The organism is Algivirga pacifica, assembly GCF_039543525.1.
Lineage (GTDB): Bacteria > Bacteroidota > Bacteroidia > Cytophagales > Flammeovirgaceae > Algivirga > Algivirga pacifica.
Window position 1 is genome coordinate 37,688 of the sequence record NZ_BAABJX010000062.1, and the last position, 15,385, is coordinate 53,072.

The following is a 15,385-nucleotide window of genomic DNA, read 5'->3' on the forward strand; positions in this document are numbered from 1 at the left end:
ACTATTGCACTTAGGATTCCGAAGAAGCTTCTACAAGTGGGATATCAATCATCACTGAAGTACCATATCCGGGACGAGAGTCAATTTGATAGCTCCCTTTCAGGTAATCTACTCTGGAGGCTATATTTTCCAGTCCGATACCTGTTGGTTTGTGACTGAGATCAAATCCTATTCCGTCGTCCTCTATGCTAATATTTAAGGAGTCGTCGTATCGCATGAGTTGGAAGTCAATCTGCTTAGCCTTTGCATGCTTATTGATATTTTGTAAAAGCTCTAGACAAATACGATATACAGCTACTTCAATATTGGAAGGGAGTCGATCTTCAAAGCCATAAGCCTGAAAATTGATTTCTAAACCACTGCTAGACTGTACCTGGTCTACAAAACTGCTTAGTGTTGTAATAAGACCAAATTTGGTGAGTGAACTAGGTAACATATTATGAGAGATACGACGAACCTCTTGACAGGCATCATCCAATAGCTGCAATGCTTTAATATACTCTTGAGCTTTGGTATGCTCAACATTTTGTTCAAATGGATCCTGTAGGTGGGTGAATAACATTTTAACACTTCCAAGAAGGGCACCGAGACTATCGTGGAGATCTTCAGCAATACGTTTTCGTTCTTTCTCCTGTGTTTCTACAATAGCTGCAAGGTATTTACTTTTTTGTTCTTCAATTAGCTTATGAAGTTGTTCCTTCTCTGCCATTTCCTGCTTCAACTCCGTATTGAGTCTGAGCGTTTGTTGATGAATCTTTGCTTTTTCTAGGTGTAATCCTCCCTGTTTGGCGATCAGTTTGATCCAGGCAGATCGATTATCATTGAATACCTGATTATGATGGTAGTTTTCAAAGTAAATAACTCCCGTTAACTCATTGTTGATAACGATAGGAATACACAGGTATGCTTGTATAGTATATTGCTTGATATAGTCTTTTTCTCTTAATAAATCATCTTCCAGAGGTTTGCTACTGTGAGCAATTTGGAGAGTACGGGCACAGTATAGAATAGTAGAGTGAGGGACTTTGCTATAGTCCTTGAGATAGGTAGTCGCATTGGAAACAGAAAGTTGGTGAGTTTCAGCATCAGCTTCTCCTGAAAATACAAGGTCATTCTTTTCCTTAAGGAAGATTACACAGCGACTGGCTGCCGAAGAGGTAAGCAATAAGGTAAGTAGTTTCTTTAGGGCTTTCTCTTCACTAATTTCAGTACTGATCTCCTGTTGTATAGCTTCTAAAGAGAGCATATTTTGCTTGAAAGGCATATTGAGCGGAAGAAGGTAAGTGTATTTTTCTTCCAGTTGTAACACCTTAGATTTGGCTCCCCAACGTTGAAAAGCATTGATGGCATGGAAAAGCTCCTCTCTTCCTAAGTTTGCTTCTCGTTGACTTAAAAGAAAGTTGAAAAGTCGAAGGTGAGCGATTCCTTTATTTTGGGGGAAGAGGTCAATATTAGCTTGCTTAATAGCTTTTTGAAACGCCTCTTTAATCAGGGCTGTATTATTACCTTCCAAACGAAGTAACTCAGCTTTTAAGAGTAGGGATCGATGAAGTTGATTCGTTTTACAGTTAACTTCCCAAAATTCAATTTTTTCTAAATATTTCTTGAGCTCATCGATATAGTGTTCTCGTTGATTTTTGGAGATATTGACAAAGTTTGCAGCAATAGCAAGGGCCAAGAAGAAAAGATGTTCTACATATAAAGGAGCACTCTTCTGTAAAGTAGAGTACTTTAAGCCCAATTCTCCCTCTTCCATTGCCGCTTCGTACATATCCATCAAAAAATAGTACTTACTTCGAATATGATGATAGAAAAATTGTTCTTCATCAGATTGCTGCTGTATTATATGTCTGGATACTTCTCCAGGGGAAGAGAGGGTAGCACTATTACCACTTAAGTAAAGGATCAACTGTAAAGGATACTTATAGATGGGCATCCCTTTTCCTTCTAATGAATTGATGGAAGATGCTTTATTGTCAATAAGTGTTTGTAAAGAGAATCCTGCGATAAACTTTAGGTTAAAGAGGAATCCTTTAAGTAGTTGCACACCAATCTCGTCACCACTGCCTATAGCAGACTGTATACTCTCCTCCAACAAAGGAATAGCCTCACGGTAGGGTCTTTGCCAACTCAGGATATAATAAGCATAGGCCCCATTGATTCTTGGCGTTTGTATTGTTGGCGGAAGGCTATTATTGTATCGGTAGCCGACACTGCTTAAAGCAAAAGCAATAGTGAAATCATCTTCAAAAGTGATTAACATTCGACCATAAATAATCAGCCCCATACACCCAATAGTGGTCATCTTGGTAGATAAACTCAAGTTTACAATATAAGCCGATTGCCAATAAAGAAGCTTACTGGAATAATGTTGTAAGGCAACACCACTGGCATATAGTATCCTAAGAATAGCATCCTCCTGGGCTGTTAGTTCCCGTTGATGATAATCATAGAGGTGGTCAATACCGTATTCCTGAATGTACGTCCTAATATTTGTGTTTTGTACTTCCAATGCTTCTGAGAGTTCCTTCTCTTCCACGGGAAGCTGTGTGCCCAATTCTCTTAAAGCTTCTTGGGTAATATCTATCGCATTTTGGAAACGGGTTGTATGGATGTTGATCACTATTTTTTGTTCATAGGCTTTACTTCTTAATACAGGATCTGTCGTGTATTGAAGGATTTTGTCTAGGTGGATTTCTGATAAATCATAGTTTCCGTGACGATACTCACAAGTGGCTTTTTCTAATTGAATCTCTGTTTTGAGAGTGGTTTGCTCATCTTTAGAGGTAGTTTCTTTCAGGAGATCAGCGGCGGTATTATAGAATTTAATAGCTAACTCAAAAGCACGGTTTTCTCGGGCAGCATTTCCTGCTTGTAAATTAAGCTGGGCCAAAAAGAGAAACTTATTGCGGTGTATAACAATTGGTAGGGCCTCATTGTATTGCTGTGTTGTATAAAATAATGCAGAGGTGTCTTCCTGTAAGCGAGAGAGGGGAAACATGGTCTCGGCAATCAGAAAGTGCATCATTTCCCGCTGGTGTAACGGGATATTTTTATAGATAATATCAGCAAAATACCCTTCAGGAAAACGGATGCTTTTTTGTTCCTTTTGAATAAGTTGTAGTTGTACAGCTTCCTGTATCAGCTGCTGAAGAGTTTCGGAGCTAGTGTGCAAAAGGTGTTGAATGACTTCTTCATGATAGTAGCCAATACAAGCGATATACTCTAGCATTTTTTGTGTTGGAAGAGAGGCATTGTTTAACCTTTGCAATACTGAACCTTCCATGTTCATTTGTCCATATTGCTCGTAGATTTCCCTTTGATTGGCTTCCCATACACCATCCTTTAGCCATATAAGTTTAGAATCACGAAGCTCTTTTAGTAAGGTATGTACGTAAAAGGGGTGGCCTTCCGTTAGTTTTAAAACAGTCTCTGATAAAGAGGCACTAACCTCTCCATTGGGAAAGTTCTGCTTAATTAGTATTTGGATATCATCCAATGTCATGTGTTTGATCTCTAGTTCGGTCACCTGAATGGTGTCTTCCATGAAATCTTTCAAGAGCAAATTGATCGGATGTCCTTTTTGAACTTCGTTTTTTCGATATGCTCCCAGTACAAAAATCTTGTGGTTGTCCGTATTGAAGGCCAGGTATTTTAAGAGATTGGTACTGGAAGGGTCAATCCACTGTAGATTATCTAGAATAAAGACACAAGGTTTATGACTAAAAGAAATGAAAATATCCAAAAGCGTTTTAATCAAAGGATATAGCTGGTTTTCCACTCCCATGATTTGCTGCTGTGAGGTCATAGGGTCTTTTAGTAGAAGAGATAACTCTGGGATATAGTCTGTAATAAAGGAAAGGTTGTTCCCCAGTTTTTCGATCAGGTTTCTTTCTAGTAGGTCAAGAGCACCTCTATCGTAGTTAGTAATGATATAATGTACATGGTTAGAAATAGCTTGTTTAAAGCCATGATAGGGAATTCCTTGATGGTAAGCGTTGAAGTTTCCTTCAATGATAAGCGCTTCTGATTGTATATGCTCCTTGAACTGTTGAACAAGGGTAGTTTTACCCATGCCCAAATAACCTGATACAAAAGCAAAACGAATATTCCAGGATTGGGATTTTTTCAGTTGCTCATAAGCTTTTAGAATAGGAGATATGGAGATATGATTATTTTTCATAGTGTCAGATACAGTAGGAGGATCAACTTAAAAAGTTTATTGGTACTTTAGAGTTCTATTGATACATAACGTAGACATACTACAAGTACTCTACATTTGAAAAATACGATTGGCTTATAATATACATTTACTTAAGAAGATGAAACAACGATTGGGGCTTAAAAAAATACTATTACATCTAGGACTTTTTCTAATTACACTGGTAGGAACCACGTTTGCTGGGGCAGAATGGATGTACGGAAAATTTTTATTGTTCACAGGAGTATCTTTTCAAGAATTTTTGGGTGGGCTATCCTTCTCTTTACCATTTTTGGGAATATTGACCGTACACGAATTTGGACACTATTTTACGGCAAAGTACTATAAGCTAAAAGTCACATTGCCTTATTATATTCCTATGTGGTTTTTTGGTGCAGGACCGAGTATTGGTACCATGGGAGCGTTCATTAGTATTAAAAGTCGTATTCCTACCCGTAAAGCCTTTTTTGATGTGGGGGTTTCAGGACCATTGGCAGGGTTTGTAATAGCCGTAGGGGTGTTGTATTATGGTTTTACACACTTACCACCAGCCGAGTATATTTTTGAGATTCATCCGGAGTATAAACAGTGGGGGATGGATTATGCAAAATATGCTTATCAAGAGGAAGAAGCCACGATCATTATGGGAACGAACTTGCTGATGGAGTTTTTTAAGGAATATGTGGTGGAAGATCGCACGCTCATTCCCAATCCACATGAGATCATGCATTATCCATTTTTGTTGGCGGGATTTTTGGCTTGCTTCTTTACTGCCTTAAACCTCATTCCTATTGGACAGTTAGACGGTGGTCATGTACTCTATGGGATGATCGGTCGTAAGTGGCACAGCCGTATAGCTCCAGGAATCTTTTCTTTATTTTTATTTTTTGCAGGACTAGGGTTATTCTCTGCCAAGGAGGGATACGGAGTATATCCTTTATATGGAGCGCCAATCTATATTTATTTTCTTTATTGGGTATTGGCAAAGGCATTTCGTCAGTCTATGAATCGTATAGTCGTAGCGATGGCAATCTTTACGGCACAACTAGTTATTAAAACGTATTGGCCTTCAGCCCAAGGGTTTGAGGGATGGTTGTTGTTTGCCTTTATTTTAGGTAGAGTATTGGGGGTGCATCATCCACCGGCAACAATCGAAGCTCCTATTGGTCTTAGGAGACAGTTGTTGGGATGGCTATCATGGTTAGTTTTTATTTTATGTTTTTCTCCTATGCCTATTGAGATTGTTTAAGGAGAAAGGAGAAAGGAGAAAGGAAGAGTGCCTAAATAAAAGGAGAAAATTAAATTCCTTTATACCTTTTACTTTTAACCTATTACTTTTTTTCCTTTCTCCTTCAATTTTATAAACAAGCTCTTAGTGTTCAGTCTTAAGGATGCGTTTAACCAACTTATTTAAGCGGTTTCTTCATCCGATACGGAGTGAATCACTTTACGTCCTTCGACATTCTCGTTAGGAATATCTAACATACCAAATCCATGGTGACTTAGCTCTCCAAATCCATTGGTATAGATAAACTCTTGTACCTTAGGATCAGCATATAACTCAAATGGGAAGGTATATCCCCTAATTTCTTTAATGCTGCCATCAATGATCAAGGTATATATACGGGCAAACTTCTTTTCGTTTTGTGTGATTCTTTCCAGGTATTTAACATCTGGAATGATCTGGAAGCGATAGAAAGATGCGATCTCTTCTGGAGTGTAAGCTCCTGATTTCTCCATACGAATCATCGTAGACTCATACAGTAGATCAGAGAATTGATCCGTAGTTGGATAAATAAACTCTTTGTTGCGTGTGTTACTTCTTTCATTGCGAATAACCATCGGTGAAATACAAAGGTATTTCATGGTTTCCTGGAAGTCAGGTCTTTCTTCTTGCTCTACTTTTTCTGGGATTAGAACAAGGTTTCCTAGCGTTAGGTGAGGGTTTTCAAACGTTCTTTTGATTAGTAAGTTGATGAACGCATGATCCGTACTACTAACTACGATAGTGACTCTTTTGGAGAAGTAGTGAAGACCTTCTCGACCTACTTTGGTCTGCCCTTTTAGGCCGGAGTAGCAAAATGATTGTGTATCTAAGTCGGCTTCTGAACCAAGGACTTCCTTGATTAGATTCCAAATTAGTTTTTGGTGATGAAAGGGTAGAACAGCACCCTTATTTTTCAGACTAAAAATGATACGAATCCTCAAAACGAAAAAAAATTTAGATGAAAACTACAGATGAACACTTAATAACATAATTCCCTAACCATCAAATGCGAAGAGACTCTAATTAACTAACAAGTTAATCGTCTAATATGTTGATGGTTAAGCCATAGTATTTTTTGAGTTACTTAATGAATATTATATTATTTTATTAAACCTGCAACCATTCAATATAGAATCTTCAAAGAGTCCAAAAATTACTTTCTTTATGTAAAGAAAAGAATATAACAAAGTATAGGTGTTGTACATTTGTTGTACTCTTTGGAGTGATAGTGAATGATTATTTCTAAAAGTCATAGAAGATGCTAATTCTTCTGTGCGTCAAAAATATAAAACATAAATTTAATAAGGTGGTAAAAGTATAGTATGCGATCTGATATTTAAAGGTTATTATGTAAATGAAATTTAATGAAAATGATAAAATTACTTCTAATTGGTGATTATACCCATTAATTATTAGGGATAAACGGGTATTATATTAATAAATCATGAAGTTCGTGTTATTGTTTCTTCCACCAATGTTGAAAGATCAGTAAAGCCCATACCTGATTTTGGTCGTAATTATTACTTTTAAATACTTGCTCTCTAATTGAACGAATAACACTTGGATTAAAAATACCTTGTTCTTTCACAAAAGTATCGTCCAATAGTTGTTCTACCCAACTCTTCAGTGTCGTTTTATAACTCCCCATTAACGGTACTTCAAATCCTTTTTTTGGACGATTATAGATTTCTTCAGGGAGGTAAGGTCTCAAGGCATCTTGAAGGATACGTTTTTTCATGTGACGATCAACCTTGTAGGAAGTAGGCAGTGAAAAAGCAAACTCAGCGAGTTGATGATCCAGAAATGGAACCCTCACTTCCAGGCTATTGGCCATGGACATGGAATCTACCTTATAAAGCATATCATTAGGTAAAAGCAGCTTGATGTCAGCCGCTAGGATATCATTGATTCCTTTTCCATGAATAGCCTTAGTATACTCCTGTTTGTCTTTTTGATACGTACCATTTTGGATTTTCTCCTGAATGTTCGTTTGAAATAAGTTTAAAGAATCAATTTCGCTTCTCCAACTTGATAAAAACCAATACTGCTCCTGTGGTGTCAATGACATGCTCTTGGCAAATTTACGTAACTGACGTACCGTATTTCCTAGAGCATTGTTTCTATTTTGTGGAAGTAGTTTTAAAAAGGGCGCACTAAATTGTACTGCTTTTTCTATCATTTGTGGATAACGTGCCCTGAATGCTCCCTGATATTTATTGTATCCAGCAAATAGTTCATCACCTCCGTCTCCTGAAAGCGCAACTGTAGCGTGTTTTCGGGTTTCTTTACAAAGGATGTAAAGAGGGAGTGCAGAAGAATCAGCAAAAGGTTCTCCAAAATGATCCATTAAGTCGAAAAGGTGTGCCGAAAGGTCCTCTTTTCCCAATTGAAAGACCGTATGATTTGTCTGATACTTTTTAGCCACTAGCTGGGCATAGTGTGTTTCATCAAAGTGAGGCTCATCTTGATAACCTATAGAAAAAGTATTGAGATGCTGTGTATGACGAGAGGCCATTGCAACAATACCCGAAGAGTCTATACCACCGCTAAGGAAAGCCCCTAAAGGAACGTCGGAAATAAGACGTTCTTGTACTGAAGATTCTAATAAGGTAAGGAGCTTTTGTTGAGCATCTTCGTAGCTGCTAATAATCGATTTCTCGGAAGTGTCCTCAAGGGTATAGTACGGCTCAATACTTACCTCTTTTTTCCGAACCTCCATATAATGCCCTGGCATTAACTTATGTATCCCTTCATAGATAGTATGGGGAGCGGGGATATAGCTAAGTTGAAAATATAGGTGAAGCGCCGAGTAATTAATATTTTTGGGAATATTGTGTGCCAATAAGGCATTCATTTCAGAAGCAAACAGAAACTTATCTTCATCATAATAATAGACTAACGGTTTAATCCCCATTCGGTCTCTGCCGATAAAAAGGGATTCTTCCTTCTCATCATAGATCGCAAAGGCAAAGAATCCGTGAAGTTGAGATAAGCATGCCTTTCCATAATGGATATACATTTCTAGCAATACCTCTGTATCAGACTGGGTTTGGAACAATACTCCTTTTTTCTCCAATTGCTGTCGGAGCTCTTGAAAATTATAGATTTCTCCATTGAAGACAATACGGTATCTTCCGGTGCTGTCTTGCATTGGCTGGTTAGCGGCATTAGAAAGATCAATAATAGAAAGCCTTCTATGCCCTAAGCTTACAAACTGGCTATTATAAAGATTGCCAGCATCGGGGCCTCGATGAGCCATGCGATTATTGCTTTCATGTACGCCAATTTGGTATAGCCTACCGATTTCATTAAAGGCAAATGCTCCAGTAATACCACACATAATAGAGAGTCGGATTGAGTAAAAAATTAAAAATACAGCACTTGTTCTATAGCTGTTGAATCGTTGAGTTTTAGCAGCAAGCTGCTGAGTTGAATTGAGCTTCGCTCGTTGATTCGAGTTGAACTGTTGATTGAACTGATAATGAAACTCAAACAACATTCAACTCGAATCAACGAGCGAAGCTCAATTCAAGACGCCGTGTAACGGGTTCAACGATTCAACAACGAATACTATGCCTTAATTAATAAAGCTACCGCATGTACGGCCATGCCTTCCTCTCTCCCCACAAACCCCCTTTTCTCAGAAGTGGTTGCTTTAATGGAGATATCGTTAGCTTCTACCTCCATTACTTTGGCCATACATTCCTTCATGGCAGGAATATGTGGATTGATCTTGGGGCGTTCTGCAACAATCGTAGCATCCACATTACTTAATTCATAGCCCTCTTTTCTGACAAGTTCCATGACTTGTTTAAGTAATATCTTACTGTCAATACCTTTGAAGGCAGGGTCTGTGTCAGCAAAGTGGTAACCAATATCTCTTAGGTTAGCGGCTCCCAAAATAGCGTCACAGATCGCATGAATTAACACATCTGCATCTGAATGTCCTACCAAGCCATGGGTGTGTTGCAGTTGGATTCCTCCCAACCATAATTCCTCTCCTTCTGCCAGTCGATGTACATCGTATCCTTGTCCAACTCTTATTTTCATATAGAATTCTTGTTAGCTTTAATTCAAAAAAATAATCTCCATAAAGAAAAGTAAATAAATCAAAAGTGTTTTGTTTGGACAAGAACAAATTAAATAAGATTTTTAACCACAATTTATAAATCGGTGAGCGGTATAGTATTTGCCGTTTGATGTGACGTCACTTTCAAAGAAGTGAAGAAAGGGGCGTCCCTTGTATTTTTGTACATTTGAGTGTTGATCATGGATAAGATTAAAAATTTTTTGATAGGAGAGAACTGGCAGTCGCTACTCATTAATGTCCTTTTGATGTTGGGGATAGGTACGGCATTAGTCTTAGGTTTTTTCTATGTGTATATGCCGGCTACGACGAATCATGGAGTAATGATTACGGTGCCCGATGTGACTAATATGACTTACGAAAAAGCTGGTGAGGTGTTGGCTAAGCATAGTTTACGTTATGCGGTATATGACTCTGGAGCAGTGAACTATAGAAGTGATTTACCTCCTAATACAGTATTGTCGCAGACTCCTCCTCCTAACGAACAGGTAAAGGAGAATCGAAAAATATACTTTAGAATAAACCCTACCAATCCTCCTTTGGTGAATATTCCTGATATTATTAATAGTTCTTTAAAGAACGCATATATTCGTCTTAGAAACCTGGGTATTAAGATTGGAAGGATTCAACGTGTCCCTGATCCTGATAATTGTCGTACGTGTTCCAATATTGTTCTTAAGGTAGTTTATGAGGGAGAAGAGATTGATAAGGAGTTGGTGAGTCAGGGGTATAAGATTTTGAAAGGAAAAACAGTCGACCTTATTGTGAGTGATGGTCTTGGAAATACTACGGCTGAAGTTCCTCAACTAAAAGGAATGAGCTACGAAGAGGCTGAATTTGTTTTGGTAGGAATGGGACTGGGTGTTGGTAAAGTGAGATACGTTGAAACAGATACGATTCCGAATGTTGTTCTCAAACAATATCCTTCCCGATTTGATGAGGATGGAAGCAAGCGTAAGATACGTTTGGGAAGAGTCGTGGATCTTTGGATTACAGAAGAATCTTCTCACTAAGAAGCGGAAGGTTTTCTAGCTTATAGAACCTCAAAATGGGAAAATACCATTTTGAGGTTTTTTTTATACCTGAAAATGGGTATTGCGCTTCATTGAAGTGTTTAAAATAAATGTAAAATATACACTATAATACCGCAAAAGTCATAAAAAAACGACATAAATTTTGTTTTTTTATCAAAAAATAAGATTATATTTGGATCTAATCCTGTCATTGGTGGGGATTTACTTGAATTACTGTAGGGCTCGACCGGGTAATGATCGCTCTGAATAATAGTCAAAAAACACGCTCAAATAGCTGAGATACTACTTCCTTCATTCCCTCACTTTTTCAAAAAACGAGCCGATAAAATAATAACTAACACATAGCCTTATGAAAGAAAGACTGACGTCATTCAAGGACAACTGTGGTTTCGGTATGATAGCCAACTACAAGAATGTTCCTTCAAGAGAAATGACCCTGGATGCAGTGGAAGCGCTCTCCAGAATGATGCACCGAGGAGCCGTTGGCGCTGATGGGAAAACTGGAGATGGAAGTGGATTCTTATTCTCTATGCCGAACAAGTTTATGCGTCGGGTAGCAGAAATGAATGGATTTGATCTGCCAGAGCGTTACGCAGTAGCCATGCTGTTTTTGACAGATACAAACCAAAGAAATGTATTTGCAGAATATTGTGAGCGTAATGACCTAAAGGTATTATTCTTTAGAGAGGTACCTACGAATACAGAAGCGTTAGGTGAGCAGGCTTTAGGGGTAATGCCTGAGATTGTACAAGCCTTTGTTATTCCGGGTGCTTTGATGTCTACGAAGCGTTTCAAGGCGTTATTGTACTTGACTAGAAAAGAGGTAGAGGCCTTTTATAAGGACGAAGCCGATTTTTATATTCCTTCTTTTTCTGAAGATGTAATTTCCTATAAAGGATTGGTGATGCCTACCTTTATTAAGGATTTTTACCTGGACCTTCAGGAAGACGACTTTGCGGTAAGTTTTGCGTTATTTCATCAACGCTTTTCTACCAATACCCTTCCTCGATGGAAACTGGCACAACCTTTCCGTACACTGGCTCATAATGGAGAAATCAACTCTATACAAGCTAACCGCTTTAATGTGAAAGTAAGGGAAGAGGTAATGAAGTCTGCAGTGTTTACGGATGAAGAATTACAGCGAATTTTCCCTATTCTGACAGAAGGTGCTAGTGATAGTGCTAACCTGGATAACTTCTTTGAATTCTTATTGGTTAATGGGAGAGATTTCTTCCAGGCAGCAAGAAGTGTGGTACCTGCCCCTTGGCAAAACTCTCCACATATTGACGCTAAACTAAGAGCCTTCTATCAATATACAGCTTGTAATTTTGAGGCTTGGGATGGCCCGGCAGCCTTGAATATGACGGACGGCCGTTACTTGGCCTGTGTATTGGATAGAAATGGTCTTCGTCCAGCAAAATACATCATCACAGACGATAACCGTATTGTGATCAGTAGTGAGTACGGAGTGGTTGATATCAAGGAAAAGAATATCAAGGAGCAAGGAAAACTACAAAGTGGTCAGATGATTGGTATAGACCTGCGCTATGGAACGATCTTGAAGAATGATGATATCAATGATTATCTAAAAGAGAAAGGTCCGTGGACAAAATGGTTGAGTGATCATAGTGCTTTCCTAATGGAGCACGTAGATAAGAATTTCGTTTGTTACGAGGATTATAAGTATCAGGACCATATCGAGAAACAGCGTTATCACAATTATACCAATGAGTTGGTAGAAAATGTGATCGCACCTATGATTGTCCATGGAAAAGAGGAAACGGGTTCTATGGGAGATGATACTCCTTTGGCATGTTTCAGTAAGGTACAGCGTAACTTTACAGATTACTTCCGTCAAAAGTTTGCTCAGGTTACTAACCCTCCTATTGATCCACTAAGAGAAAAGGTAGTGATGTCTACCAGTATCACTTTTGGAGCCAAGAATAATGTATTGGCGGATGGAGGAGAGAATGCGCATCGTCTAAAATCCATGAATCCAATTCTTTCTTATGAGAAGTTGGAGGTAATGAAGCAGTTTGGAACAGAAGGGAAGGCGCTATATGATGAGACCTATAAGAGTAAAGTACTTTATACACACTTTGACAAAGACCTTAAAAAGTCTTTGTACAACTTGGGACAGGCAGCCGTTAATGCTGTAAAAGAGGACGGGGTACATATCCTGATTCTAGATGATCGTACGCTATCCAAAGATAGAATGTTGATTCCTATGCCTATGGCTGTAGGATATGTGAATCAGCAATTGGCGGCACATGGTGTAAAGAGTAAGGTGTCTGTGATCGCAGTGACCGGAGAAGTATTTGATTCTCATTCAGCTGCGGTATTGTTGGCTTATGGAGCGGCAGGGATCTACCCATACCTATTCTATGGGACTATTTTGGATATCTGTGAGCGTCAACGTATGGAAGCTCCTCATATGCAAAAGCAAGCATTGACCAAAGCACATAAAGCCATTAATGCAGGATTGTTGAAGATCATGTCTAAGATGGGTATTTGTACGATCGAGAGTTATTATAACTCTGGGTTGTTTGACGTGATCGGTCTGAATAAAGAGATTGTAGGAGAGTGTTTCCCTAGCTCAGTAGCTCTATTGTCTGGTTTGAGCTATGATGATATTGAGTATAGAATCAACAAATTCCATAAGAAAGCCTTTAAGATCCGTAGGGTGAAAAAGATGTATCCTTTGGAAGTGGGTGGATTCTATAAGTATTCAAACGAAGGAGAGTATCACGATTTTGCACCGGACGTAGCAAACGCTATTCGTAAGTATGCCCGTACAGGAAATGACAGGGATTACGAGGCCATCCGTGACCGTATCAATAATCGTGGCTTGAAGATGATTCGTGACTTCTTTGAAGTAAAATCAGGACAAGAGCCAATTGATATTTCTCAGGTAGAGGACGTAAGAGAAATTACGAAACGCTTTACTTCTGCGGCCATGAGTTTGGGGTCTATTTCTCCAGAAGCACATGAAGCGATTGCAGAAGCAATGAACCAAATTGGTGGACAGTCCAACTCCGGAGAAGGTGGAGAGGACCAGAAGCGATTTGGGACTAATAAGAACAGTAAAATCAAACAGGTGGCATCCGGACGTTTTGGTGTGACGCCACATTACTTGAGAAATGCAGAGGAGATTCAAATTAAGGTAGCACAGGGTGCTAAGCCAGGAGAGGGAGGACAGCTTCCAGGCTCCAAGGTTACACCATTGATTGCTTCCCTGAGATGTACAATTCCAGGGGTAACATTGATTTCACCTCCTCCTCATCACGATATCTACTCCATTGAGGACCTTGCTCAGTTAATTTATGACCTGAAGCAAGTAAACCCTAAGGCTAGAATTAGTGTGAAGTTGGTGTCTTCGGCAGGGGTAGGAACTATCGCTGTAGGGGTCGCTAAGGCATATGCTGATAAGATCATTATTTCTGGAGCTGATGGTGGTACAGGTGCTGCGCAGTTAGGTTCTATCAAATTTGCAGGAAACCCTTGGGAGCTAGGTTTGGCCGAAGCACACAATGCCTTGAAAGTAAACGGCCTGAGAGAGATGGTGGAAGTGCAAACCGATGGTGGTCTGAAAACAGGATTGGATGTCCTGAAAGCAGCGATTCTGGGAGCAGAGAGTTATGCATTTGGTACGTCTCTACTGAGTACGGTAGGATGTAAAATTCTGAGAGTTTGTCACCTTAACAAGTGTAGTGTGGGTATCGCTACCCAAGATGAAATGCTAAGAGCATACTATGTGGGTACGGTACAAGGTATTGTGAATTACTTGAACTCTATGGCAGAGGAAGTAAGACAATTGTTGGCACAGTTGGGATATCGTAGCTTAAACGAAATCATTGGTAGGACTGAACTACTTTCAGTTGTGAATGACGAGTTTGCGAAGAAATTTGATTTCTCGGATGTGCTTTACAAAGCTGAAGGAGTAAATATCCGTACCAAGGAAAGAAATGAGCCTTGGGATCAAAACAAAATGGAGAAGCAACTGCTAGAAGAGTTGGCTCCTGTATTGAGATCCCCTCATTATAAAGCGGTATTGGAAAGAGAAATTACGAATACGACACGTAGTTTCGGTGCGATGATCAGTGGACAGATCGCTGAGTTCTACGGAAAAGAAGGAATGCCTAAAGAGCAAGTGACCGTTAACCTAAAAGGAACAGCAGGACAGTCATTTGGTGCTTTCTTGAGTAATGGAATGTTACTGAACTTGAAGGGAACAGCTAATGATTATGTAGGGAAAGGAATGAGTGGTGGACATATTATCATTACACCAAAAGATGGCAAGAGCCAAGATAGAAACCTTGCAGGTAATACTTGTTTGTATGGAGCGACAGGGGGAAAACTCTTTATCGCAGGAACAGTAGGAGAGCGTTTTGCAGTTCGTAACTCAGGTACATTGGCGGTAGTGGAAGGTACAGGTGATCACCCTTGTGAATATATGACCGGTGGAACGGTTGTTATCCTGGGTGAAACAGGAACCAACTTCGGAGCAGGTATGACGGGTGGTGTTGCTTTTGTTTACGATAAGGAAAAGCAGTTTATGGATAAGCGTAACCATGAATTGATCAAGACTCGTCGTATTGATACCGATGAGGCTGATGAGGAACGTTACTACTTGCAGCGTATCCTGAGAAGTTATCACTTCCGTACTGGTAGTAAGAAGGCGAAGTATATCTTGGATAACTTCCGTCAGGAGATTCGTTACTTCTATATGGTAACTTCTAAGGACATGAAGTCGCCATTGAATCCAATGGATGGCAACTAGTAGAGTAGGGGTATGA

General features: G+C 39.3%; 7 protein-coding genes. 3 read left to right on the forward strand and 4 right to left on the reverse strand.

Annotation, left to right across the window (positions count from 1 at the left end; genetic code table 11):
• Positions 1 to 10 precede the first annotated feature (10 nt).
• Positions 11 to 4,183 carry an AAA family ATPase gene (locus tag ABD985_RS19285; RefSeq protein WP_345374650.1) on the reverse strand — a complete coding sequence of 1,391 codons (4,173 nt, stop codon included), beginning with the start codon at positions 4,181 to 4,183 and terminating at the stop codon, positions 11 to 13.
• 139 nt (positions 4,184 to 4,322) lie between these two features.
• Between ABD985_RS19285 and ABD985_RS19290 the strand changes: the two genes are divergently transcribed.
• Positions 4,323 to 5,450, forward strand: coding sequence for a site-2 protease family protein (locus tag ABD985_RS19290; RefSeq protein WP_345374652.1), 1,128 nt, complete (start codon positions 4,323 to 4,325; stop codon positions 5,448 to 5,450).
• 161 nt (positions 5,451 to 5,611) lie between these two features.
• Here ABD985_RS19290 and cas6 read toward each other — a convergent pair whose 3' ends face one another.
• From cas6 to ispF, 3 genes are all read right to left on the reverse strand, one after another.
• Positions 5,612 to 6,409 (reverse strand): CRISPR-associated endoribonuclease Cas6, encoded by a 798-nt coding sequence (cas6, locus tag ABD985_RS19295; protein WP_345374654.1) that lies wholly within the window; start codon positions 6,407 to 6,409, stop codon positions 5,612 to 5,614.
• A 515-nt stretch (positions 6,410 to 6,924) separates the two neighbouring features.
• A complete protein-coding gene (asnB, locus tag ABD985_RS19300) occupies positions 6,925 to 8,808 on the reverse strand; it encodes an asparagine synthase (glutamine-hydrolyzing) (protein WP_345374656.1) in 1,884 nt (627 codons plus the stop codon).
• Positions 8,809 to 9,038: 230 nt separating this feature from the next.
• Entirely contained in the window at positions 9,039 to 9,518 is a 480-nt protein-coding gene (ispF, locus tag ABD985_RS19305; RefSeq protein ID WP_345374658.1) for a 2-C-methyl-D-erythritol 2,4-cyclodiphosphate synthase, read from the reverse strand.
• Positions 9,519 to 9,737: 219 nt separating this feature from the next.
• On the opposite strand from ispF, the gene ABD985_RS19310 reads away from it, so the two are divergent.
• A complete protein-coding gene (locus ABD985_RS19310; RefSeq protein WP_345374661.1) occupies positions 9,738 to 10,568 on the forward strand; it encodes a PASTA domain-containing protein in 831 nt (276 codons plus the stop codon).
• 370 nt (positions 10,569 to 10,938) lie between these two features.
• The gene (gene gltB / locus ABD985_RS19315; RefSeq protein ID WP_345374663.1) at positions 10,939 to 15,369 is read left to right on the forward strand and encodes a glutamate synthase large subunit; all 4,431 of its coding nucleotides are present in this window, start codon (positions 10,939 to 10,941) and stop codon (positions 15,367 to 15,369) included.
• Positions 15,370 to 15,385: the final 16 nt, after the last annotated feature.

Coding starts and splice junctions, on each gene's coding strand:
- ABD985_RS19285 (WP_345374650.1), bottom strand. CDS start 4,183: ATGAAAAATAATCATATCTCCATATCTCCTATTCTAAAAGCTTATGAG.
- ABD985_RS19290 (WP_345374652.1), top strand. CDS start 4,323: ATGAAACAACGATTGGGGCTTAAAAAAATACTATTACATCTAGGACTT.
- asnB (WP_345374656.1), bottom strand. CDS start 8,808: ATGTGTGGTATTACTGGAGCATTTGCCTTTAATGAAATCGGTAGGCTA.
- ispF (WP_345374658.1), bottom strand. CDS start 9,518: ATGAAAATAAGAGTTGGACAAGGATACGATGTACATCGACTGGCAGAA.
- ABD985_RS19310 (WP_345374661.1), top strand. CDS start 9,738: ATGGATAAGATTAAAAATTTTTTGATAGGAGAGAACTGGCAGTCGCTA.
- gltB (WP_345374663.1), top strand. CDS start 10,939: ATGAAAGAAAGACTGACGTCATTCAAGGACAACTGTGGTTTCGGTATG.